This is a genomic window from Rhizobium sp. ZW T2_16, from assembly GCF_044987325.1.
GTDB classification, from domain to species: Bacteria; Pseudomonadota; Alphaproteobacteria; order Rhizobiales; family Rhizobiaceae; genus Neorhizobium; species Neorhizobium cellulosilyticum.
In genome coordinates this window covers 79,793-104,130 of the sequence record NZ_JBJDRG010000006.1, presented here as the reverse complement: position 1 = coordinate 104,130, position 24,338 = coordinate 79,793, and the positions used below count along the sequence as shown (strand labels likewise).

Sequence of the window (24,338 nt, the reverse complement as noted above, 5' to 3'; positions counted from 1 at the left end):
AAAATTCCTCCCGAGCCGGAACCGGGCGCATGTGAAACCCACATGCGCCCGGTTCGAATTTTTAGGACGTGCATAATATAGTGTCGGGGATCGTCAGCGTCAGAGGATGCCGAGCTGTTCCTTCAACGGCCCGAGAAACCGCCGGCTGACAGGAATGGAGCGCCCGCCAAGGGTCAGGATATTGGCAACGCCGTTTTCGCCAAGCGCGATATCCTTGATATGCTCCGGATTGACCATGTACTGGCGATGACAGCGGATAAGCCGTGTCCGCTCTTCCAGCGTCCGCAAGGTCAGTTCGGTAAAATGCTCATGCCCGTCATTGCCGAGCACATAGATACCGCCGGGCTTTGAAAAGATCGCCTCGACCTCTTCGAGCTTCATCAGCCGTATCCGGTTAAGGCCGGTGCATGGGATATGGCGCAGCGGCGGCGCAACATCAAGCAGCTTTTCCCGCTGGTCCGAAGTCGTCTTGCGAAGACGCGCCAGCGTCTTCTGCAGCCGCTCCTCCTGGATCGGCTTCAACAGGTAATCGAAGGCATTCTCCTCGAAGGCCCGCACCGCATATTCCTCATAGGCGGTGAGAAACACGACACGCGGCATCCTTTCGGGATCGATCATCCTGAGCATTTCCAGCCCGGTGACCTGCGGCATGTGAATGTCGAGAAACATGATCTCCGGTGACAGCCGGTTGATCGCCGCAATCCCTTCGATCGCATTGGCGCATTCGCCGACGATTTCGATATCGCTCTCTTCCGCGATGAGTGATTTCAGCTCATCACGTGCCAGGGTCTCGTCGTCTACGATCAGAACTCTCATGCGCTCAAGTCATCCAGCGGGAAAGAACATGCTCTTAACTGACACCGCCGGTGTACGGAATGTCGCAGCAAAGTCGTAATTGGCCGCAAGCATGTCAACCTTGCGGCAGATCAACGACCGGCGATCCGCCAAGGCCTGTCCCAAACCACCATGCCTCCGCTTGTCGGCAGGAAACGGAAAATGGCCCGATGAAATAAACACCGGGCCATTAAATTAACCGGTCGCAACGGGCGGCGTTGTTTTTGAGAACCACCACCTCAGCCGGCCTGATAAAACCGTTACATCACGGCGCCGATCTGCCACGGCACGAATTCCGCACCGCCATAACCCAGCTCCTCGCTCTTGGTCTGTTCGCCCGATGCAACCCGGATGATCAGCTCGAAAAGCTCTTTGCCTTTTTCCTCGATAGTCACCCCTTGCGTGACGATATCGCCGCAGTTGAGGTCCATGTCGTCCTTCATCCGCTCATACATCTCGGAATTGGTCGAGATCTTGATGCAGGGTGTCGGCTTGTAGCCGGAAACCGAACCGCGGCCGGTAGTAAAGACGATCAGGTTGGCACCCGATGCAACCTGTCCGGTCACCGAGCACGGATCGAAACCGGGGCTGTCCATGAACACGAAGCCCTTGCGGTCGATCTTCTCGCCGAACTTGTAGACACCGAGCAGCGGAGCTGTACCGCCCTTGGCGACAGCACCGAGCGATTTTTCAAGGATCGTCGTCAACCCGCCCTTCTTGTTGCCGGGGGACGGATTGTTGTCCATCTCACCGCCATTGCGGGCGCAATAGTCTTCCCACCACTTCAACCGCTCGATCAGCTTGTTGCCGATCTCCGCCGTTTCGGCACGGCGCGTCAGAAGATGTTCGGCGCCATAGACTTCGGACGTCTCGGAAAGAATGGTCGTACCGCCATGCCGGACGAGAAGGTCAGAGGCGTAACCGAGCGCCGGATTGGCGGTAATACCCGAGTAGCCGTCCGAACCGCCGCACTGCATGCCGATGGTGATTTCCGAAACCGGAGCAGGCGTGCGCGTCGTGCGATTGGCGAACTCGGCAACACCGCGCAATTCTTCCAGACCTCTTTCGATCGTCTTGCGCGTACCGCCTTCCTGCTGGATCGTCATGTAACGCAGCATACCGTCCTGGCGGATGCGACGGCCACCGACCAGATCCGGGATCTGCATGACTTCACAGCCGAGACCGACGAGAAGGATGCCGCCGAAATTGGGGTTCTGCGCATAACCGGAAAGCGTGCGAAACAGCGTGGCATAGCCTTCGCCATCGGTCGACATTCCGCAACCGGTACCATGCGAGATCGGCACGATACCGTCGACATTCGGAAACGCATCGAGAAAACCCGATTTCTCGGCCGCTTCCGTGATGAAACGGGCGACCGAACCGGAACAGTTCACCGTCGTCAGGATACCGATATAGTTGCGGGTACCAACCTTGCCGTCCGCCCGCTTGTAACCCATGAACGTCCGCGCTTCGGTGGCAGCCGGCAAAGGCGTGTTGGCGCTGGCGAACGCGTAATCCTGCGCATGCTCGCCCATGCCCAGGTTGTGGACATGAATATGATCGCCGGCGGCGATGTCGACCTTGGCCTGGCCGATGATCTGTCCGTAGCGCAATACATTGCCGCCGGCGGGAATTGCAGCGGTCGCAATCTTGTGTCCGCGCGCAATGGCCTGGCCGGTCGCGACACCGCTTGTCGTCAGGATGTCGCCAGCTTTGAGATCGCGCAATGCGATCTCGATATTGTCGGCGGGATGAAGGCAAATGCTGTTCTTGATCATAGCTATCTTTCTCCTGATCCGGCTTCCATGCCGGGTGCATTGCCGGCCGGTCTCCAGGCCATGCATCGAAGTCTTTAAATTGTCGCCTGCCTCAGCCTTCAGACTGAGATTGCGTCAGGCGTCCTGTGCTGTCGAATTGCCTCTGCCACCGCGCTTGCGGGACGGCAGGCGAGGCCGGGGATCGTCCAGCCCGAGGCCATCGAGATGCCCGAAAACGGTTCGAAGGTGAGAACGCATGTGGGCCACCGTAACATCGACATCACCTGCAATCATCGCGTCTGCGATCATCTGGTGTTCGATCAGGGTGACGGCCATCCGGTCGCTGTCCTGCGTCGTCAGATATCGCACGCGATCGAGCTGTGTCTTGGCCCGCAAGATCGCATTCCACGCGCCAGCATAGCCGCTGAGTTCGGCGATGAGGGCATGGAAGACGTTGTCGAGCCTGTAGAACGCGTCACCGTTTCCGACCACTGCAGCCTGCTCTCGCAAGTTGGCGCGAATGCGTTCGCGCCCATCGTCATCCATGCGTTTGATCGCATCCTCGACAAGTGCGCATTCCAGCTTCTCGCGAATATACTGCCCAACCGTGACGGCTTCGAGCGAAATCGGCGCAACGAACGTCCCGAAATGCGGATAGATAACGACCAGCTCTTCTTCGGCAAGCTTGATAAGTGCCTCGCGCACAGGCGTCCGGCTCACTTCCAGCTGCTGGCAAAGGTCGGCCTCGGACAAGGGGGCGTCCGGAGCAAGACGGCCGCATACGATATCTTCCCGGATCTTGTCGAACACCTGGCTCGTCAAACGGGAACGGCTGCGATCCACCATTCAGTCACTCATCTTCTTTGTTGCAGTCAGGGCGAGTTATCCTCTTTTGCGAGATTTCCGACGTATCGGCAACATTGATGCCGTTGCAGGCTGCGAAACTACTCTGTCTGTTATGCCACGCGCCCCTCCCTGAAAGCCTGCACCGTCTGCATGACGCCCCGAAGCTCCGCCAATCCTTTGAGACGGCCGACAAAAGAGTAACCGGGATTGGATTTCTGGCCGATATCGTCACCCAGAAGATGTCCGTGATCAGGGCGCATCGGAATCTGTGGCACCGGATGACCAATCGAAGCACGACGGTCTTCTTCCGCCATCAGAGCCGCCGTCACTGCAACGAGATCCGTATCGCCGCCGAGATGATCTGCCTCGTAGAAGGACCCGTCCGGCTCGCGGGTCGTATTGCGCAAATGAGCAAAGTGGATGCGCGGCGCGAATTCCTTCGCCATGGCCACCAGATCGTTCTTCGGGTTGGACCCGAAAGAGCCGGTGCACAACGTCAGGCCGCAGGCATCCTGGGGAACGCCTCTGAATAACGCGCGCACATCATCCGTAGTGGACAGAACACGGGGAAGACCGAAAATCGGGAAAGCCGGATCGTCGGGATGGATACACAGCCGTGCACCTTCCTCTTCCGCCACCGGCGTGATCTCACGCAGGAATTCGATCAGATTGGCGCGAAGATCCTCGACCCCGATCTGCTGGTAGAGTTCGAGCATCTCCTTGAACGTGGAGCGCGTATAGGCAAAGTCGCGCGCCGGCAGCCAGTCGATAAGGTTCCGTTCCAGTTCCGAAATCTTTGCCTCGTCCATGGCCTCGAACCGGGCCTTAGCGGCAGCGAATTGTTCAGCCGAATAGGATGCCTCGGCCCCGGTTCGGCCAAGAACAAAGAGATCATAGGCGGCAAAATCGACGCTGTCGTAACGAAGCGCATAACCGCCATTCGGCAGCCGGTACATCAGATTGGTACGGCTCCAGTCGGTGATCACCATGAAATTGTAGCAGATCACCTTCACGCCGGAACGGGCGACATTGCGGATCGATTGCTGGTAGTTGTCGATCTTCTCCCGGTAATTGCCGCTGCGGGTCTTGATCTCTTCACCGACCCCGATGCTTTCCACTACCGACCACGTCAGGCCCGCGGCCTCGACTTCGGCCTTACGTTTGGCGATTTCGTCAGACGGCCAGACGCCACCCTGGTTCATGTGATGAAGAGCAGTGACGATGCCGGTCGCACCCGCCTGGCGAATCTTTTCCAGGCTCACCGGATCATCCGGGCCGAACCAACGCCATGTCTGTTCCATTTGGTATTCTCCTACCCTAATTATGTATCGCCCTAAGCTGCACGCTTCAGGCTTCAGCTTCGCCCAGGAAAGCTCTCAGGGTTTTGCGGACCCCACGGCTCATCAGGCTCGATAAATGTTTGGTGACTTCGGCTCGGAAATGCGCATTGGCGGGCAGCACGTCTCCGAAGATTTCGCGAATGTCGAAAAGGGCATTGGCCAGCTTGACGGCATCAGCGCCGGCATCCTTGGCAATGCTTGTCAACCGCGCCGCATGCGGATCGGTGACGACATAATCCAGTCCGAGCTCATTCCTGCCCGAAAGAAACCTCATCCACGCCGCAACGGTCAGCGGAATGGCCTTCGGATCTCGACCGGAAGAATAAAGTTCGACGGCGGCTTCCAGCAGTCGCGGCGGAAGCTTTTGCGATCCATCCCAGGAAATCTGCAGGGTCAGATGGCGTACGCCCGTATTACGGAACCGCGCTTCAAGGTCATGGGTGTAAGCCACGACATCGGTCCCCGGAACCGGCGGCAGGGTGCGGATCAGATCCTCGTCCCACAATCGGCGGATCACCTTGGGCAGATCCTCGTCCATCATGGCGTCAGCGATCGCTTCGATACCGGCGATCACCGAGAGATAGGCAAGCGTCGAATGAGACCCGTTGAGGCAGCGCAGTTTCATCAACTCATAGGGAAGAACATCCTCGGCCATGATTGCACCGGCTCTTTCCCAATCCGGTCTTCCCAGCGGAAAATGATCCTCCACGACCCACTGGCGGAAAGGCTCGGTAACAACCGGCCAAGCATCCACGATCCCAAGACCATTCGCGACCTTCTGCCGATCGGCGTCCTGCGTAGCGGGCGTGATCCGGTCAACCATCGTGCAAGGAAAGGCGACGTTCTGCGAGATGAACTGCCCCAGCTCTTCATCCCGGAGCGAGGCAAAGCGGGTTACCGCGTTGCGAACTTTGATTCCATTCTGCGCCAGATTATCACAAACCAGAACCGTAAAAGGCGCCTGCCCTGCCGCACGCCGCAGGCGAAGCGCTTCAGTCAGGAAGCCGGGAACACTTCGCGGATTTGTGGGATTGGCGAGATCCGCAACGACTGCCGGATGTGTTTCATCAAGGCCGCCGGTCGCACCGTCCAGGCAATATCCCTTTTCCGTGACCGTCAGCGTCACGATACGAATCTCCGGCCTGCAGAGCAGCTCGAAAACTTCGGACTTCTGCTCCGCCGTCACCATCACATCAAGGATGGACCCGATGATGCGCAGCACATCCGTGTCATTGTCACGGCTTAGCAGCGTGTAAAGTCCATCCTGTGGTTTCAGGGCGTCCCGCATGGCGGGCGACATGAGGCACACTCCGATAATACCCCAGTCCGTCGCCCCGGCCTGCAGAACGTCATCCGTGTAGACCATGGCATGGGCACGGCAGAAAGCTCCAAGACCGATATGCACGATGCCGGCGGAGACCGCCTCGCGGTCATAGGTCGGACGCTCGACTGCATCCGGAAGGCCGGCCAGCGCGGCATTGCCCAGACGTTTCGGGACAACATCATTCCTCAAATTGCTAGTCATGAAAAATCCTCGGATATCTCAGGAGGAGATACGGGGCGTCAAACGTAACTCAATGTCTTTCGGCAGTCCTTGCAGGCACAATAAAGCCTCGGGTTTTCCGTCTCAAAATTACACTTTTTACGTGCATCTCATGTAACAGACAAATCGCCCGACTACACGGCACGACGCCCCTGCAAGCTTCGACCTTCACTCAAAATGAACCAATGAATAACGAGCCATGGTGACCTGACACCGTACCGAACGAAGCACGGCAGCAACCACTATCTTCTCGCTGACCATGTCGATGGTCAGCCGATGCATATGCCGGTGGACCAGGCCTCAAAACCAGCAGCTTCTATATTTTCTGACCTCGAAATCCATGCACTACCGTAGTCACACCAGCCGCGTTCCCTCATCCTCGATCCTCACTACCATATACGTATACTACCATATGGGTGAACTTGAATAGCAAAATTCATAACGAGCGTGCGACATTTTGAAAGGCACCCTGAAATTGACATTTGTCACGGGCTGCGAGATTTAATTATAATTATCAGTGAGATGTATAAAATTGCCGTTCGCTGCCGCCTGGTTTTTCATGGGACCGAGGCGAAAGCCACCTCAACACCTATCCAATTCGCCAAATGATGTTTCCGCGAACCAGCCGTGAAAAAATCCCCTCAACTCGAATTTTCCAAACGCAGGAAAACCAATCTCCGGCCCCAGGAAAAAGCTGCGACACCTTCGACTGGACACGACAAGTACCTGCGACAATTTCGCACACCCAATCTGGCATGAAACCGATTTTCGCGATTTTTTGGACACCGCCGATAGGGATTTTATGACCATGATTCAATGCGGATTTCCCGCAAAAAAGACGTTCGCAAGAATTGACGAAAATCAAGAAATGCGACCTGTACATTGCTGCAACGAGATCATTGACATCCCAATTCACAGCAATCTAGCGTTGATGTTGTCGAAAGGAGGTCGGCTCCCCAATGAAATCACTTATACATTCTGACGTTTTATTTCCGGCCGAAAACAGTATTCGCTCTATTGCTCAAGCACTTTACAAAACTGTCTCGGATCTTCCGATCATAAGCCCTCATGGCCATACCGATCCCAAATGGTATGCACTGGATGAACCATTTCCGGATCCGGCTCAGCTTCTGATCGTTCCGGATCATTACATTTTCCGGATGCTCTTCAGCCAGGGTATCCGCCTCGAGGATCTTGGCGTACGCCGCCTCGACGGCTCGACCGTGGAAACCGATGGTCGCCGGATCTGGCGGCTTTTCGCTGAAAACTATTATCTTTTCCGCGGTACGCCGACACGTCAGTGGATGGACTTCGTCCTTTCCAACCTGTTTGGCATCGATGAACCGCTCACGGCAAAGACTGCGGACAAGAGCTACGACCAGATCGCCGAGAAACTCGCCCTGCCGGAATATCGGCCTCGCGCACTCTTCAAGCGGTTCAACATCGAAGTCATCGCAACCACCGAAGGCGCTCTCGACGACCTCCGCTGGCACAAGGCGATCCGCGACAGCGGCTGGGACGGGCGTGTGGTTACCGCCTATCGGCCTGATGCCGTGGTCGACCCGGACTTCGAGGGCTTCTCCGCCAATCTCGACCAGCTGGGCGACATGACGGGCGAGGACACTGGTTCGTGGACGGGCTATCTCGCCGCTCACCGGAAACGCCGTGCCTATTTCAAGTCCTTCGGCGCTACGTCGTCGGACCATGGTCACGCTACAGCCGATACCGCCAACCTGTCGGACCAGGAAGCTGCAGCGCTGTTCAACCGGATCCGCGCGGGCAAGTCCGATGCGGATGATCACAAGCTGTTCCGCGGCCAGATGCTAACGGAAATGGCCAAGATGAGCCTCGACGACGGGCTTGTGCTGCAGATCCACCCGGGTTCCAGGCGCAACCATTCGCCGACCGTGTTCGCCAATCATGGCCGCGACATGGGCTTCGATATTCCGGGCCGCACCGACTATGTCAGCGCCCTGAAGCCGTTGCTCGATGCCGTCGGCGCGGAGCGCGACCTGACCGTCGTGCTCTTCACGCTCGACGAAACGTCCTATGCCCGCGAACTGGCTCCGCTCGCAGGCGCCTATCCGGCGCTGAGGCTTGGCCCCGCATGGTGGTTCCACGACAGTCCGGAAGGCATGCGGCGCTTCCGCGAGATGACCACTGAAACCGCCGGTTTCTACAACACCGTCGGCTTCAATGACGATACGCGCGCCTTCCCGTCCATACCGGCGCGCCACGACGTTGCTCGACGGGTGGATTGCGCTTTCCTGGCGCGACTCGTCAGCGAACACAGGCTCAGGGAAGAAGAAGCTTTCGAGCTTGCCACGGAGCTTGCCTATACGCTTGCGAAAAAAGCGTATCGGCTCTGACCGACGCTTAAAGGCGTCGGCTTGAGGAGACTATCAAAACTGGCTTCCGGAAAGCCGGGAATGGAGCAACAGCATCCATTTCCGGCACCGGGTCCGGCTGGCCAGATTTCTGATTAAATCATTTATTAATGGAGGAAATACGAATGAAACCAACTTTCAAGGCGATCCGCACGATGCTCCTGGCTGCCGGGGCAGCAGGTGTCCTTCTTGCGTCTCCGGCTATGTCTCGCGACTTCAGGTCGGCCGACATTCACCCGAATGACTATCCGACAGTTCAGGGCGCCATGTATATGGGCAAGATCCTGTCCGAGCGCACCAACGGTCGCCTCGGCGTCAAGGTCTTCCCGAACGGCGCACTGGGTGACGAACGCGGCACCATCGAACAGCTGCGCATCGGCGGCCTCGACATGCTGCGCATCAGCGCCGCCGTGGTCAACAACATGGTGCCGGAAACCATCGTCATCTCGATGCCTTTCATCTTCCGCTCGACGGCCCATGAACGCGCCGTGCTTGATGGCCCGATCGGTGAACAAGTCCTGAAGGCACTTGAGAAGCAGGGCATGGTCGGCCTTGCCTTCTACGACAGCGGCGCACGCTCGATGTACACCAAAAAGCCGATCAAAACGCTTGCCGACCTTCACAACATGAAGATCCGCGTCCAGCAGTCCGACATGTTCGTCGCAATGGTTCAGGCTCTCGGTGCCAACGCAACGCCGATGCCGATGGGCGAAGTCTATACCGGCCTGAAGACCGGCATCATCGATGCCGCCGAGAACAACTACCCGTCCTATGAATCGTCCCACCATTACGAAGCAGCCAAGTATTACACCCGTACCGAACATGCCATGGTGCCGGAACTGCTGCTCTTCTCCAAGCCGATTTGGGACAAGCTGCCGCCGGAAGACCAGGCTCTGATCCGTCAGGCAGCCAAGGACTCGGTGGTTGAACAGCGCCGTCTCTGGGATGCACGCGAAGCCACTTCGAAGGAAATCGTCGAAAAGGCCGGCAGCATTATCGAGGACGTCAATGATAAGCAGGAATTCGTCGATGCGATGAAGCCTGTCTACGACCAGTTCGCCAAGACGCCTGAACTTCAGGACCTCGTCAAGCGGATCCAGGCAACCAAGTAAACCATGAAGGAAGCAGCTTCAGACCGGAGCTGCTTCCTCCTCCAAAGCCTGCACGCCGGATAAGAGGCGCCGGGCACTACAAACCTCAAGACACCGCGCATCGTACACTCCGAAGACCGAGCCAGGTATTCGGGCGGGTGCGCCCGGGGGATAATATGAACACTCACAGCAAATCTGAAGCCGCTCATCCACCTGCGATGACTGGCTGGCTGACGAGCATCAACGCACCGCTTGCCAAGATCGGCATGATCCTGGCCATTTCCGGTCTGCTGACGCTTGTGGCCGTCGTCTTTTACCAGGTCTTCGGCCGTTACGTGCTGAACGACTCGCCCAGCTGGACGGAAAACCTCGCAATCGTCCTCATTCTCTATGTCACCATGATCGGGGCCGCCGTTGGCGTTCGCGATGCCGGTCACATTGCTCTCGATTCGCTGACCGTTCTCCTGCCGCAATATATGCAGCGTTATGTAGAGCTGGTCATCTACATCGCCATCTGCCTGTTCGGTGCCGCCATGGCCTATAATGGCTGGATCCTCGGCTGGTCGGTCGCTCCCTACCTGATGCCCAATCTCCATGTGACAGAAGCCGTGCGCTACATTCCGCTCGCGGTTTCGGGCGTCCTGATCATCATGTTTTCAATCGAACATATCCTGGCCATTTTCCGTAAGGCGGAGGTCGTACCGTCATGGCACTAACCATTCTTTGTATCACTTTTGTCGGCTTCCTCATCGCGGGGATCCCGGTTGCTTTTGCGATCGGCCTGTCGGCGCTTTGCACCATTCTTTATGAAGGTCTTCCGATCGCCGTCGGCTTCCAGCAGATGATGGCGGGCATGAACGTATTTTCGTTTCTCGCCATTCCTTTCTTCATTTTCTCCGGTGAATTGATGCTGCATGGCGGCGTTGCCGACAAGATCGTCAATGCAGCCAAGGCCATGGTCGGCCATGTTCGCGGCGGCCTCGGCATGTCGAACGTCGTTGCCTGCACCCTCTTCGGCGGTGTCGCCGGCTCCCCCGTTGCCGACGTATCGGCCATGGGCGCCGTCATGATCCCGATGATGAAGAAGGAAGGTTATGACGCCGACTATGCGGTCAACGTCACGACGCACGCCGCTCTGGTTGGCGCGCTGATGCCGACCAGCCATAACATGATCATCTATGCACTGGCCGCCAGCGGCAAGGCATCGATCGGCGCCCTGATCGCAGCCGGCATTATGCCTGCACTGCTTCTGATGGTCTGTAACCTCGGTGCAGCCTATTACGTCGCAAGAAAACGCGGTTACCCGGCAGGCACCTTCCCCGGCTGGCACATCGTCATGCGCTCGCTTGCAGCAGCAGCACCTGGCATGTTGATCGTGGTGATCATCCTCGGCGGTATCATCTCGGGCATTTTCACCGCGACGGAATCCGCTTCCATCGCCGTGATCTACACGATGCTTCTGACCTTCTTCATCTATCGCACGATGACCTGGGAGGCATTCCTTGCGGCAGCAGCCAAGACGGTCAAAACGACCGGTATCGTCCTGCTGTTGATCGGCGTGTCGACCATGTTCCAGTATCTCATGGGTCTTTACGGCGTTGCCGATATGACCGGTGAGTTGATGAGCCACATTTCGACCAACCCGATCGTCATCTTCCTGATGATCAACATCATCCTGTTCCTGCTCGGCACGTTCATGGACATGGCCTCGACCATCCTGATCTGCACGCCGATCTTCCTGCCGATTGCCATGCAGTATGGCATGGACCCGGTGCAGTTCGGCATGGTGATGCTGCTCAACTGCGCACTTGGCCTCAACACGCCGCCGGTCGGCACCACGCAGTTCATCGGCTGCGCCATCGGTGAAATCTCTGTCGGCGAAGTCATGAAGTCCATTCTGCCTTTCTACAGCGCACTCTTCCTCGCCATGGCATTGGTCACCTATGTGCCGATGTTCTCCATGTGGCTGCCACGCCTGCTGATGCACTAAAAGCAACAGCCCGCAGCTCGAAAATCCAGCGCCCGGCTTCCACCGGGCGCTTTTTCGTTCAATCTGGTCCCGACCGGGGCGCTCGTGAAGGCTCAAACATCACCGCAAAACAAAAGCCGGCCGCAACGATGCGACCGGCTTTTATTGGCTTCAACCGCAACCGCGGCCGAGAAACATTACTTCAGAAATTCGGCACGATGCGGGTTGAAAACGTCGATCAAACGACCGGCCTCCAGCGCCTTGACGCCATGGACCAAATCCGGCGGCACGATGAAGCTGCCGCCCTTGTTCAGCACTTCCGTCCGACCATCGATCGTGACTTCGAAACTGCCCTCTGCGACATAGCTTGCCTGGATATGCGGATGAGAATGTTTCGAGCCGATCGCCCCCTTCTCGAACACAACCTCCACCATCATCATCTCCGGCAGATAGGTCATGATGCGGCGCCTAACGCCGGGCTCCGGATTTACCCAATCGGCGTTGTCCGCCGAAACAAAAAAATCGCTCGCTACCATTATTGTCCTCACCTGAAAATGCACTTTTGCCTTGCGATAATACATGTCGCAGAGCCTACAACAACCGCTGCCCCGACTAGAAATGACGAAACACAAGCCATTGTTTTAATATGGCTATATCCGTTGTCATCGATCTTCCGCTCGCGTCTTTCAAGCCATCTCCCGCAGACCTCTCTCATTTCTATCGCACAGAGAGATCGGCCGATTTCCAACTCGCGTCCGACCGCTGGCATGGGGTTTGCTTGATTATTTCCCGAGTGTCGCAAACGCGGCTTGCCCGCGACAATTTGACATGAAATGCTGTCTGGAGTTGCAATGACGAGCAACGAAATGTGAGGCGTGCTTGAGAAAACAGCAGGAACTTGCAATCGAAGTCAGGGGCGTGGGCCGTGTTTATGGTGACGGCGCCGGTCAGGTCACCGCCCTCAGCAATATTTTCCTGAATATAAGGCAAAACGAGTTTTTCACCCTTCTGGGACCATCGGGCTGCGGCAAGACAACGCTTCTGCGGCTGATCGCCGGTTTCGACTTTCCGACAGACGGCGAAATCCTGCTTTATGGTGAGGATATAGCCCCGCTGCCGCCCTTCAAGCGCCCAGTCAACACGGTCTTCCAGAACTACGCCCTCTTTCCGCATATGACGGTTGCACAGAATATCGGTTTCGGGCTGGAAATGCTGGGCAAGCCAAAGCACGAGATCGCCGCTCGCGTCGAAGAAATGCTGGCGCTGGTTCACATGGAAGCGATGCGCAACCGCAAGGTCATGCAAATCTCCGGTGGCCAGCAGCAGCGCGTGGCGCTTGCCCGCGCGCTTGCCCCCAAACCGAAGGTCCTGCTTCTCGACGAGCCATTGTCGGCACTCGACTACAAGCTGCGCAAGGAAATGCAGGTCGAGCTGAAGCGGGTACAGGCAGAAACCGGCATCACCTTCATCTTCGTCACTCACGATCAGGAAGAAGCACTCGCCATGTCCGACCGGATTGCCGTCATGTCCCATGGCGAAGTCCGGCAGGTCGGGGCGCCCTGGGAAATCTATGATCGCCCGGCAGAGCGCTTCGTCGCCGACTTCATCGGAGAGACTAACTTCCTCGCCGCCGACGTGATTTCCATCGATGGCCCCAAGACCAGAGTTCGCCTGTTCAATGGGAGCCTGCTGGACGCCACCTATCCCGTGGACCTCATGCCGGAAGGTAAGGTGACGATCGTCATTCGGCCCGAACATGCGCAGCTCGACACACCGTCCAGCACGGCAATGCTCAATGGCCAAATCGAAGATCTCACCTATCTCGGCACCGACACCCATATCCGCGTCAGGCTGCCCGACACATCGCTCTTCACCATAAGACAGCAGAACAATCGGGTCGGGCCGATCGGCTTTTCCGCCGGCGACCCCGTGTCCCTGAATATCAGCGAAGGCGCAGCACAGATCCTGAAGGATTGAGACGATGACCGAGCGGGCGAGACAGGCCGCTTCGGCGGCGCAGAAGAAGGAGATTACCAATCGCTGGCTGCTCAGCGCTCCGGCCCTTGTCTTGATTGCCGTCGCCTCCGTCGGCCCTCTCCTGATCGTGCTGCTTTATTCGGTGCTGGCGCCCGGCTCCTATGGCGACGTGAAATGGGAGCTTTCAGGCCAGGGCTGGTTCAATGTCTTTCTTTCGCGTGACATATTCGATGACACGATCTCATTGGCGGATGCCCATGTGATGATCCTCTGGCGCAGCGCCAAGCTCGCTGTCATCACCACGGTGCTTTGCCTGATCGTCGGCTTTCCGACGGCCTATTTCATCGCCAGTCGCGCACCGCATAACCGATCGATCTGGCTCTTCCTGATCACCATCCCCTTCTGGACCAACATGCTGATCCGCGGCTTTGCGATCCAGGAGATGATCCGCAACGAAGGTCTGGCCAATACGATCCTGATGAAGCTCGGCATCATCTCGGCCCCGATCCAGATGCTTTACACGGATTTCGCCATCCTGCTCGGCATGGTCTACGTACACCTGCCGCTGATGGTGCTGCCGCTTTATGCCAGCCTCGAAAAGCTCGACTTCCGCCTCGTCGAGGCGGGTTACGATCTCTATGCGACGCGGCTGAAAGTCCTGTGGCGGATCATCATCCCACTGGTCAAACCCGGCATCATCGCCGGCTCCATTCTCGTCTTCATTCCGGCTCTGTCATCTTATGTCATTCCGCGCATTCTCGGCGGCGGCAAGAACCTGATGGTCGGTAATCTGATAGAGCTGCAGTTCGGCCAGGGCCGCAACTGGCCGCTTGGAGCAGCACTCTCCATCACCCTCGTCATCATCGTCCTCGTCGCCATGCTGTATTACGTGAAGAATGCCGGAAAGACCGGAGGCGGCCATGCGTAAACGCTTCGACATCCGCGTCCAGCCGGGCTTTGCGATGATCGCGATGTTCTGCTTTTTCCTGCTTTACGTGCCGATCTTCACGCTGGTCGTCTATGCCTTCAACTCGGGCATCTCGATCGCCCGCTGGGAAGGTTTTTCGTTCCGCTGGTTCGTCGCCGCCTGGAACAACAACCTCGTCATCGAGGCGGCTATCCGCTCGGTCCAGATAGCAGCCATCGCCGCCATCATCGCCACGGCCGTCGCCACGCTTGCCGCCATCGCCACCACGCGAACGGCCGGTTACCGCGGCCTCACCTTCAAATATTCCTTCATCAACATGCCGCTGATGGTGCCGGAAATCGTCACCGCCGTAGCCCTGCTCATCCTCTTCTCGCGCATAAAGGTCTGGACTGGTTATTCCGGCCTCGGCTACCTCATCCTGGCCCATACCGCCTTCTGCATTCCCTTCGCCTATCTGCCGATAAGGGCACGACTTGAAAACATGGATTTGGCGCTGGAGCGGGCGGCGGCCGACCTTTACGCCACGCCCTTCAAGGTATTCCGCTACATCACCTTGCCGCTGCTCTGGCCCGGCATTCTCGCCGGCCTCATGCTGTCCTTCGTCATCTCCCTAGATGACATCGTCATCACCGAATTCGTCAAGTCAGCCGGCCAGGAGACGCTTCCGACCTACATGCTCGGCCAGCTTCGCCGTGCCATCACACCCGAAATGAACGCCATCTCGACAGTGTTTCTGCTGCTGTCGCTGGCGATCGTGACGATCTTCTTCTTCCTCAGCAGATCCAACGAAAAATCCGATTAAACAGGAGTGGGAACAATGAAGACTGTCTTGAAACTTGCCGCCGGTCTGGCAGCGCTCTTTGCCTCGACCACGCTTGCCCATGCAGAGGGCGAACTCAACATCTTCAACTGGGGCAATTACACCAATCCCGAACTGATCAAGAAGTTCGAGAAAGCCTACAAGGTCAAGGTTACGCTGACCGACTACGATAGCAACGACACCGCGCTCGCCAAAATCCGTCAGGGCGGCCACGGCTTCGATATCGTCGTGCCGTCCGCCAGCGCCATGCCGGTCTTCATCAAGGAAGGGCTGCTCATGGAATCGCGCCCTGACCAGATGGAGAACTTCAAGAACATGGACCCGCAATGGGTGGATGTCGCCTATGATCCGGGCCGCCATTATTCGGTTCCGTGGCAGTGGGGCACGACGGGCGTGACCGTCGACAAGTCCATCTATTCCGGCGATCCGAACACGTCCGCGATCTTCCTCGACCCTCCGCCTGAACTGGTCGGCAAGGTCAATGTCGTACCGGAAATGTCGGACGTCATGCACATGGTCGTCACCTATGCCGGCGGCGAGCCCTGCACGGGTGATCTGACGATCCTGAAGAAAGCTCGCGACATCCTCGTCGCCGCCAAACCGAAATGGATCTCGATGGATTACGGCACGGTGGAAAAATACACCAAGGGCGATCTTGCAGCCAGCGTCGACTGGAACGGCGCCGCTTTCCGGGGAAGGCTTGCCAACAAGAACATCGTCTACGGTTATCCGAAAGAGGGGTATCCAGTCTGGATGGACAATGCCGCCATCCTTGCCGATGCAAAGAATGTTGAGAACGCAAAACTCTTCATCAACTTCATCATGGTGCCGGAAAACGCGGCCCTGATCTCCGCCTTTGCCCGCTATTCGAATGGCATCAAGGGCTCCGAGGCCTTCATGCCTGAGGACATGAAGACGGCGCCGGAAGTGAACATTCCGGAAGCCTCCAAGGCCGCAGGCAAGTTCAATCTCGCTTGCGCGCCGGAAGTGCAGGAACTCTACACCAAGATCTGGACCGAGTTGCAGAAGTAAGCCGAACAAGGGAGGCCGGCAGCGTAGGCAGTTCCTGCGCTGTCGCGACCGCAAGGATATGGACAGCATCAAAAACATGACCACCGTTGACCGGGCATCGGTGACGCTTGCCAATTGGCGCGAGACACTCTTCAGCCGCTGGAGTTTCCAGAATGTCCGCGAACTGGTGCCGACCTCGGAAATTTCCTGCGGCACCGAGCAGCCGGAAGAGGCCCTCCCCTCACCGCAATTCCTCGCCCGCGAAATCGAAACCGGACTGGATGGCATCTCGACCATCGAAGGCTTTCTGAAATACGCCCATACCGATGCCTTCCTGCTGATGAAGCGCGGCAAGATCATCGGCGAATATTACGCGCCGCATGCAGATGTGAACGCCAAACATCTCGTCTTCTCGATCAGCAAATCGCTCACCGCCATCCTTTCCGGCATTCTCGAACAACAGGGACTGATCGATCCGGAAAAAACGGTCTCAACCTATCTGCCGGAAGCCAGGGGCAGCGCCTATGAGGACTGCCGTTATCGGGATGTGCTGGACATGCGCGTCAGTCTCGATTTCGAGGAAACCTATCTCGACAGGAACGGCCCTTTTGCCCGCTATCGCCGCGCCATGTTGTGGAACCCGGTCGAACCGAACTTCGAGGTCGAGACACTCGCCTCCTTCCTGATGACGTTGAAAAAGGCCGACCGCCCGCATGGCGGCGGACATGCCTATCTCTCGCCCAATGCCGATCTACTTGGCGTCGTCATCGAGCGCGTTACCGGCCGCCGCTATGGTGAACTGCTGTCGGAGCTTTTGTGGAAACCGATGGGTGCCAGAAACCATGCCTATGTCACGGTCGATAGTATCGGCACAGCCCGCACCGCCGGCGGCGTCTGCCTGACGGCACGCGATTTGGCCCGCGTCGGCGAACTGATCCGCATTGGTGGCGCAACGGACGGCCGGCAAGTTATCCCGAAAAGTTGGATCGCGGACATGCTGACCAACGGCGATCCCGAGGCATGGAAGGCATCCAACAGCACCACCATGCCGAACGGCCGTTACCGCAGCCAGTGGTACCAGACCGGCGAGCCGGACGGCGCCTATTGCGCCATCGGCATTCATGGCCAGTGGCTTTACGTCGATCCCGAAAACGAGGCGGTGATCGTAAAACTGTCGTCCCAGCCAAACCCGCTCGACGACGAGCTGAAACAGGACAATCTCGCCTTCTTCCGAACCCTTAGCCGCCTGGCACTGTGAGGACGCAAGATGCAGACTTTCGCCGACATCATCATCGTCAACGCCCGTGTGCTGACAATGGACGATACTGCACCGAAAGCCGAAGCCCTTGCGATCTCCGGCAACAGGATCGTGGCGGTCGGCTCTACAGCCGAGATAGAGCCCCTCAAAGGACCGGCGACGCGGGTGATCGATGCGGCGCAAGGCACGGTCCTGCCGGGCTTCAATGAAGCCCATATGCATATCTTCATGGGCTCGGTCGGCTTGCGTCAGCTGTCGCTCTACAAGGTCAAAGGCTTTGACGAGTTGAAGGCCAAGGTCGAGGACTATGCGGCGAGGAACGTAGACCTGAAGCTGCTTCTCGCCCGTTCCGCCGACTACACGATCCTGTCGGAAACCGAACGCACCACCCGCCATGATCTCGACCGGGTTATATCCGACCGGCCTTTCGCGATGATTTCTCCGGACCACCACACCGCATGGGCCAATACCAGGGCGCTCGAACTCGCCGGCCTTCTGCACGGCAGGCAAGTCGGCGTCGGCAACGAGGTTGTCATCGGTGAGGATGGCCTTGCCTCCGGCGAGTTGCGCGAGGCCGATGCCATGCAGCCGGTCTTCGACCTGAGTGAAACCGGCGGTCGCGAGGGCCTGGGCATTGGCACCGGTGGCGAACCGGTCAGCGTGACGCGGGAAGAACGCGCCATCGACCTTGATATCATCCGCGACGGCCTCGCCTATTGCGCCTCGCTGGGCATAACCTCGATTCAGAACATGGACGGCAATCTCTATCAGCTGGAAATTCTGGACGAGATAGAGAAGACCTCCGGCCTGCCGGTGCGGGTGCGCATGCCCTATCACATGAAGAATTTCATGCCGCTCTCGGACCTTAGAGAAAAGGCTACCGCATGGCATGACCGTTTCGATAGCGACCGCCTGCGCTGCGATTTCGTCAAAATGTTCATCGATGGCGTGACCGAAGGCGAAAGTGCCGTTTTCCTCGGCGACTACGCCCATCGCCCCGGCTGGAAGGGCGAGCCACTGTTCAGCCAGCAGCATCTCGACGACATCGTCACCGAAGCAGACGGGCTGAAACTTCCGGTCGCCGTCCATGCGATCGGCGACGGCGCGGTGCGCATGGTGCTCGACGCCTACGATGCCGCATCGGAGGCGAACGGCAAGCGCGATGCGCGCAACCGTATCGAACATATCGAGGTTATCCACAAAGATGACATTCCGCGTTTCAAAGAGCTTGGCGTCATAGCCTCGATGCAGCCGACCCATCCACCCGGTAATGCCGGCCTGCCGCTAGAACCCTATCTCTCCTTCATCGGCCGCGATCGCTGGCCGCTCGCCTTTGCCTGGAGAACGCTCGCCGATGCCGGAGCAGAGATTGTCTTCGCCACCGACTGGCCGGTCTCGCCACTCGACCCGATGGGTTGCATCCACGATGCCATGACGAGAAAACGCTGGGCCGACGACCTGCCGGACCAGCGGCTGACACTCACAGAGACACTCGCCGCCTACACCAGCACCGGCGCGCACGTGGAGTTCATGGAAGAGCGGAAAGGCAGGCTGAAACCCGGTTACCTCGCCGATGTCGTCGTTCTCTCTGGTGATGTCGAAGCAACGGCGGCGGAAGATCTCGATGCTATCCGGCCGGTGTTCACCATCTGCGACGGCAAAGTCACCTACGAGAAGGCCCTCACCTGAGCCAAACTCACCGCAAAAATGCGCTGCAAAGTTGGTTGAACACGGCCTCTTTGTTTGTATCTTCGTGCGGCCGCAAATCAGCGCCTTACCGGCGACGCAAGGAGAATGACATGACCAAAGCCACCGACATCCATCTCTCCTATGCCGATCTCGTGGCGCTGTTGCAGAAGATCTTCGTCAAGAATGGTGTGTCCGAAAACAACGCGAAGATTCTGGCGGAAAACTGCGCGTCCTGCGAACGCGACGGCTCGATCAGCCACGGCATTTTCCGCATGGCCGGTTATGTTTCGTCGCTGAACAGCGGCTGGGTCGATGGCAAGGCGGTGCCGGAAGTCGAGGATGTCGGACCGGCCTTCGTCCGTGTCGATGCCAAGGGGGGCTTCACCCAGCCTGCCATGCTTGCCGCCCGCCCGCTGCTGATCGAGAAAGTAAGAGAGAACGGTGTCGCGGTTCTCGCCATCCGCCGCTCGCATCATTTCAGCGCACTCTGGCCGGATGTCGAACCCTTTGCCGACGAGGGATTTGTTGCCTTGAGCGTGGTCAACAGCATGGCCTGCGTCGTGCCGTATGGCGGCAAGAAGGCGGTGTTCGGCACCAACCCGGTCGCCTTCGCATCACCGCGTGCAGGGGCTGCCCCCTTCGTCTTCGACCAAGCCTCGAGCGCGATTGCCCATGGCGATGTGCAGATCGCCGCCCGCGCCGGCCATGAGCTGAAACCGGGCATGGGGGTCGATCGCGATGGCCAGCCGACCAATGATCCGAAAGCCATCCTCGATGGCGGCGCGCTTCTGCCCTTCGGCGGCCACAAGGGCAATTCCATCGCCCTGATGGTCGAGATCCTCAGTGCCGCGCTGACCGGCGGTTATTTCTCCGGCGAGTTCGACTGGAGTGGTCACAAGGGGGCGCAGACGCCGTTCACCGGCCAGTTCTTCATCGTCATCGATCCCGCCCGCGGCGGCAACGACGTCTTTGCAGAACGTGTCGCCGGCATCTGCGATCTCGTGCTGGAAGCCGGCCAGGAACGCCTGCCCGGCGACCGCCGACACGTCACTCGCGCCAAGGCGGAGAAGGACGGCATCCCCCTGTCCGCCGAGAATTATGAGAAGCTGAAGGCCCTGGCCGACACCTGAGCTGAAAGACACCGCCCTTCATCTGGCGCCAGCCGTGCCTCCACTATCCGGAAAAGACAAAACCCTGCGCCACATGTGGCACAGGGTTTCTTATCCGTCCGCTTCAGCAATCGGCCTACACCTGAAGATTCGCCGCTTGCGACGTCTTCTGACCGCTCTCGATCAGAGACTTGGTGTATTCCTCGCGTGGCGCGAGGAAAATCTGCTCGGTATCGCCCTGTTCGACAATCTCGCCGCGTTTCATCACGATCGTATGGTCGCAAATCTGCCGGATGACCGCGAGGTTATGTGAGATGAAAACATAGGTGAGGTTAAGCTCGGAACGCAATTCCTGCAGGAAGTCGAGAACCTGTGCCTGAACCGAGATATCGAGGGCCGAGGTCGGCTCGTCGAGGATCAAAAGACGCGGGTTGAGCGCGATCGCACGGGCAATGCAGACACGCTGCTTCTGGCCACCGGAAAGCTCGTGCGGGTAGCGATACTTGAACATTTTCGGCAATTGCACGATGTCGAGCAACGCTTCCGCGCGTGCCTCGATATCCCGCCGGCTCATGTTCGTCTGGATGCGCAGCGGTTCCCCGATCGCGTCTCCGATCGTATGGCGGCCATTCAGCGCCGAATGCGGGTTCTGGAAAACGAACTGCATGTGCCGGCGCATCTGCCTGAGCGGCTCGCCCGACAGGCCGGAAATATTCTGGCCGTCGAAGATGATGTCGCCGGAGGTCGGCTCGATCAGGCGCATCAGCATGCGTGCGAGCGTCGACTTGCCGGAGCCGCTTTCGCCGACCACGCCAAAAATTTCGCCGGTCTTCACGGCAAGACTTATGGAGTTGACGGCCGTGAAATCGGCACCGGACTGGCTGCGATAGACCTTCTTCAGATCGATCGCTTCGAGAAGATTGCCGCGCTTGGCCGGCTTTGCTTCCGAGACTTCGGCCGCTACCTTTTCCGGCGCGACATCGATATCCGGCACGGCAGCAAGCAGGCGCTGCGTATATTCATGCTGCGGACGGTTGAGGATATCCTGCGTCATCCCCTGCTCGACGATCTCGCCCTTGTACATCACGGCACAGCGCTTCGCCACGGTGGCGATTGCGCCGATATCGTGGCTGATCATGATGACGGTGAGGTTGAGCTTTTCAACCAGCGAGTTGATCAGATCCAGCACCTGCGCCTGAACCGTGACGTCGAGCGCCGTCGTCGGCTCGTCGGCGATCAGGATGTCCGGCTTGCCGGCCAGCGCCATGGCGATCAGGATGCGCTGGCGCATGCCGCCGGAAAGCTGGTGCGGATATTGCGAAAACAACATGGACGGGTTCGGCAGACCGACCTGATCCAGCAGCTCCTCGGTTCGGGCACGGCGTGCCGACTTGGAGGAAACGCCCGCGCCGGCTGCCTTCTCATGCGCCGCGATGACATCCGAAATCTGTCGCCCGATCGTAAACAGCGGGTTGAGATAGGTCATCGGGTCCTGGAAGATCATCGAGATGCGGATACCGCGGATCTTCGTCCAGTCCTTCTCCGGCAGGTTGGTTATGTCCTGCCCGTCAAACGAGATGGAGCCTTCGATGACTTTCGAATTGCGCGGGCCGATGCCGAGCACAGAACGCACCAGAACGGTCTTGCCTGAACCGCTTTCCCCGACGATACCGACCGTATCGCCACGGTTGACGGTGAGATTGATGCCCTTCAGCACATGCACCGGGCCGTCGAACGTGCCGATGTCGAGCCGATAATCCTTGATGTCGAGCAGAGCTGTCATCGGTCGCGGCTCCTTGGATCGAGAATATCACGCAGGCCGTCGCCCAGAAGATTAAAGCCAAGCACGGTGAGAAAGATCGCGGCGCCCGGAAAGAGCGAATACCACCACCAGTCCGGCATGTAGGTGCGGGCGACCGAGATCATCGAACCCCATTCCGGCGACGGCGGCTGGGCGCCAAGCCCGATGAAGCCGAGGCTGGCGGCAGAGAGGATCGCCATGCCCATATCCATGCTCATCTTGACGATGATCGACGACATGCAGTTCGGCAGGATATGATGCCAGAGTATCCACGGCGTTTTCGCGCCGATCGAACGGGCGGATTCGATGAACAGCTCTTCCTTGATCGACAGCGTTTTTGCCTCGACCAGACGCACATATCCGGGCCACCAGACGATCGCGAGCGCCAGCACGCAATTGGTAATGCCGGGGCCGAGCGCCGCGACGATCGCCAGTGCGAGCGCCAGACCGGGAACGGCAAGGAACAGTTCGGTGAAGCGCATGATCACCGCACGAACCCAGCCGCCACGATAACCGGCGATGATGCCAAGCGTGATGCCGACGATCGCCGCGATGCCGGTGATGACCACGCCAATCCACAGCGACGTGCGTGCACCAATGATGACGCGTGAGAAAATGTCCGCACCCATTTCATCCGTGCCGAACCAGTAGGTGCTGCTCGGCGGCTGCAATTTGGCCGACATGTTGATCGCACCGCTTGCCGCTTCCGGATAAGGCACGATCAGCGGGCCGATGGCGGCCAGCACGAGGAAGAGCACGACAAGCGCCAGCCCGAGCATGGATGAAAAGCTCTTGCGGAACATGTGTGCATAGAGCCGCCACTGGCGGATCTGGCTGGCATGTCGCTCTCGGAAGGTCAGCGGGCGCGTGTCTTCCACGGAAGTATCGATAGGTGTCATGGGATGAGCCGTCATCACGCTTTCCTGAGACGCGGGTCGATCCAGGCATAGGCCAGGTCAACGAGGGTGTTGGCGACGATAAAGAAGAAACCGATCATCAGCGTCACGCCGACAACGGGCTTGAAGTCGGAGGAGAGCGCGGATGAGACCGCATAAAGCCCGATGCCCGGCCAGTCGAAGACGGTTTCGACGAGAACGGTCGAACCGAGCATCCAGCCGAAACGCAGGCCGATCATCGCAAGCGTCGGCAACATGGCATTCTTCAGCGCGTAAAGCGCGACGATACGGAAGGAAGAGATGCCATGCGCGCGGGCCGCTACGATATAATCCGACTGCAGCACTTCGATCATCTCGGCGCGGTTGACGCGCAGGATCGAGGCAAGACAGGGGAAGGAGAGCACGATCGCCGGCAGGATGATATGCTGCAGCGAAGTCCAGAAGGTCGAGAAATTACCGGCAATCAGGCTGTCGACCAGAAGCAGGCCGGTGACGAATTCCGGCGGGCGGGTAACGAGCGGCAGGCGCCCCGAGACGGGCAGCCATTCGAGATCGACGGAAAACAGCAGCTGCAGCAGGATACCGAACCAGAAGGCCGGGATCGCCACGCCGGAAATCGAAAAAATGCGCGTCACCTGGTCGAGCGGCCCATCCTTGTAGACGGCCGACAACATGCCGAGCGGAACGCCTATGACAATGCCGAGAAACATGGCGACGAAGACGAGTTCCAGCGTCGCCGGCGCATAACGCATCACTTCTTCGAGCACCGGCCGTGTGGTGACGATCGAAGTGCCGAGATCACCGCGGACGAGCTCGCCCATATAGACGATGAACTGTTCCGGCAGCGACTTGTCGAGACCATATTCCGTGCGGATCGTCGCGACCATATCCTCGGTCGCATTGGGACCGGCCACGAGACGGGCCGGATCGCCGGGCGCGACATTGGTGATGAGGAATGTCAGCGCGGCTATGCCGATCATCGTGCCGACCAGCGTCAGCAACTTGCGGAAGGCGAATGTCAGCATCGTCTTCTCCGTTTGTTATGATTTGCGCATGGCCCGCGGTAGGGGAACGGGCCATGC

At 58.5% G+C, this 24,338-nt stretch carries 20 protein-coding genes; 11 read left to right on the top strand and 9 right to left on the bottom strand.

Translation table 11 applies throughout. The features are described 5' to 3' along the window. Positions 1-99 precede the first annotated feature (99 nt). The 5 genes from btsR to ACI3K0_RS16720 form a co-directional block, all read right to left on the bottom strand. Complete coding sequence (gene btsR, locus ACI3K0_RS16740) at positions 100-816, bottom strand: two-component system response regulator BtsR (RefSeq protein WP_148145169.1); 717 nt, start codon at positions 814-816, stop codon at positions 100-102. Positions 817-1,094: 278 nt separating this feature from the next. Then, complete coding sequence (locus tag ACI3K0_RS16735) at positions 1,095-2,612, bottom strand: UxaA family hydrolase (protein ID WP_148145171.1); 1,518 nt, start codon at positions 2,610-2,612, stop codon at positions 1,095-1,097. 114 nt (positions 2,613-2,726) lie between these two features. Then, positions 2,727-3,437 (bottom strand): GntR family transcriptional regulator, encoded by a 711-nt coding sequence (locus ACI3K0_RS16730; protein ID WP_313199508.1) that lies wholly within the window; start codon positions 3,435-3,437, stop codon positions 2,727-2,729. A gap of 110 nt (positions 3,438-3,547) precedes the next feature. Then, positions 3,548-4,738, bottom strand: coding sequence for a mannonate dehydratase (gene uxuA, locus ACI3K0_RS16725; protein WP_404945706.1), 1,191 nt, complete (start codon positions 4,736-4,738; stop codon positions 3,548-3,550). A gap of 46 nt (positions 4,739-4,784) precedes the next feature. Next, positions 4,785-6,302, bottom strand: a complete 1,518-nt coding sequence (locus tag ACI3K0_RS16720) for a mannitol dehydrogenase family protein (RefSeq protein ID WP_404945705.1) — start codon at positions 6,300-6,302, stop codon at positions 4,785-4,787. A gap of 977 nt (positions 6,303-7,279) precedes the next feature. On the opposite strand from ACI3K0_RS16720, the gene uxaC reads away from it, so the two are divergent. The 4 genes from uxaC (at position 7,280) to ACI3K0_RS16700 (ending at position 11,788) form a co-directional block, all read left to right on the top strand. After that, on the top strand, positions 7,280-8,689 hold the full coding sequence (uxaC, locus tag ACI3K0_RS16715) for a glucuronate isomerase (RefSeq protein WP_206823725.1): 1,410 nt from the start codon (positions 7,280-7,282) through the stop codon (positions 8,687-8,689). A 143-nt stretch (positions 8,690-8,832) separates the two neighbouring features. Beyond that, positions 8,833-9,819 carry a TRAP transporter substrate-binding protein gene (locus ACI3K0_RS16710; protein WP_148145176.1) on the top strand — a complete coding sequence of 329 codons (987 nt, stop codon included), beginning with the start codon at positions 8,833-8,835 and terminating at the stop codon, positions 9,817-9,819. A gap of 155 nt (positions 9,820-9,974) precedes the next feature. Then, positions 9,975-10,514 (top strand): TRAP transporter small permease, encoded by a 540-nt coding sequence (locus ACI3K0_RS16705; RefSeq protein ID WP_148145177.1) that lies wholly within the window; start codon positions 9,975-9,977, stop codon positions 10,512-10,514. Then, positions 10,505-11,788 (top strand): TRAP transporter large permease, encoded by a 1,284-nt coding sequence (locus tag ACI3K0_RS16700; RefSeq protein WP_148145178.1) that lies wholly within the window; start codon positions 10,505-10,507, stop codon positions 11,786-11,788. The genes ACI3K0_RS16705 and ACI3K0_RS16700 overlap by 10 nt, the downstream gene beginning before the upstream one ends. A 176-nt stretch (positions 11,789-11,964) precedes the next feature. Here ACI3K0_RS16700 and ACI3K0_RS16695 read toward each other — a convergent pair whose 3' ends face one another. Next, positions 11,965-12,303 (bottom strand): cupin domain-containing protein, encoded by a 339-nt coding sequence (locus tag ACI3K0_RS16695; RefSeq protein ID WP_206823726.1) that lies wholly within the window; start codon positions 12,301-12,303, stop codon positions 11,965-11,967. 343 nt (positions 12,304-12,646) lie between these two features. Here ACI3K0_RS16695 and ACI3K0_RS16690 point away from each other — a divergent pair, with 343 nt between their 5' ends. The 7 genes from ACI3K0_RS16690 (at position 12,647) to ACI3K0_RS16660 (ending at position 20,580) form a co-directional block, all read left to right on the top strand. Beyond that, complete coding sequence (locus ACI3K0_RS16690) at positions 12,647-13,744, top strand: ABC transporter ATP-binding protein (RefSeq protein WP_404945704.1); 1,098 nt, start codon at positions 12,647-12,649, stop codon at positions 13,742-13,744. A gap of 4 nt (positions 13,745-13,748) precedes the next feature. Then, on the top strand, positions 13,749-14,672 hold the full coding sequence (locus ACI3K0_RS16685) for an ABC transporter permease (RefSeq protein WP_404945703.1): 924 nt from the start codon (positions 13,749-13,751) through the stop codon (positions 14,670-14,672). Next, complete coding sequence (locus ACI3K0_RS16680; RefSeq protein ID WP_404945702.1) at positions 14,665-15,474, top strand: ABC transporter permease; 810 nt, start codon at positions 14,665-14,667, stop codon at positions 15,472-15,474. The genes ACI3K0_RS16685 and ACI3K0_RS16680 overlap by 8 nt, the downstream gene beginning before the upstream one ends. Before the next feature lie 15 nt (positions 15,475-15,489). After that, a complete protein-coding gene (locus ACI3K0_RS16675; protein WP_404945701.1) occupies positions 15,490-16,524 on the top strand; it encodes an extracellular solute-binding protein in 1,035 nt (344 codons plus the stop codon). 76 nt (positions 16,525-16,600) lie between these two features. Continuing rightward, positions 16,601-17,761 carry a serine hydrolase domain-containing protein gene (locus ACI3K0_RS16670; RefSeq protein WP_404945700.1) on the top strand — a complete coding sequence of 387 codons (1,161 nt, stop codon included), beginning with the start codon at positions 16,601-16,603 and terminating at the stop codon, positions 17,759-17,761. Positions 17,762-17,770: 9 nt separating this feature from the next. Further along, entirely contained in the window at positions 17,771-19,450 is a 1,680-nt protein-coding gene (locus ACI3K0_RS16665) for an amidohydrolase (RefSeq protein WP_404945699.1), read from the top strand. Positions 19,451-19,560: 110 nt separating this feature from the next. Next, positions 19,561-20,580, top strand: coding sequence for an Ldh family oxidoreductase (locus ACI3K0_RS16660; RefSeq protein WP_404945698.1), 1,020 nt, complete (start codon positions 19,561-19,563; stop codon positions 20,578-20,580). Positions 20,581-20,695: 115 nt separating this feature from the next. Here the strand turns inward: ACI3K0_RS16660 and ACI3K0_RS16655 are convergent, their stop codons facing one another. The 3 genes from ACI3K0_RS16655 to ACI3K0_RS16645 are packed head-to-tail and all read right to left on the bottom strand — an operon-like array spanning position 20,696 to position 24,281. After that, a complete protein-coding gene (locus ACI3K0_RS16655) occupies positions 20,696-22,342 on the bottom strand; it encodes an ABC transporter ATP-binding protein (protein ID WP_404945697.1) in 1,647 nt (548 codons plus the stop codon). Beyond that, complete coding sequence (locus ACI3K0_RS16650; RefSeq protein WP_404945696.1) at positions 22,339-23,274, bottom strand: ABC transporter permease; 936 nt, start codon at positions 23,272-23,274, stop codon at positions 22,339-22,341. The genes ACI3K0_RS16655 and ACI3K0_RS16650 overlap by 4 nt, the downstream gene beginning before the upstream one ends. Further along, positions 23,274-24,281 carry an ABC transporter permease gene (locus ACI3K0_RS16645; RefSeq protein ID WP_404945695.1) on the bottom strand — a complete coding sequence of 336 codons (1,008 nt, stop codon included), beginning with the start codon at positions 24,279-24,281 and terminating at the stop codon, positions 23,274-23,276. Before ACI3K0_RS16645 ends, ACI3K0_RS16650 begins: the two co-directional genes overlap by 1 nt. Positions 24,282-24,338: the final 57 nt, after the last annotated feature.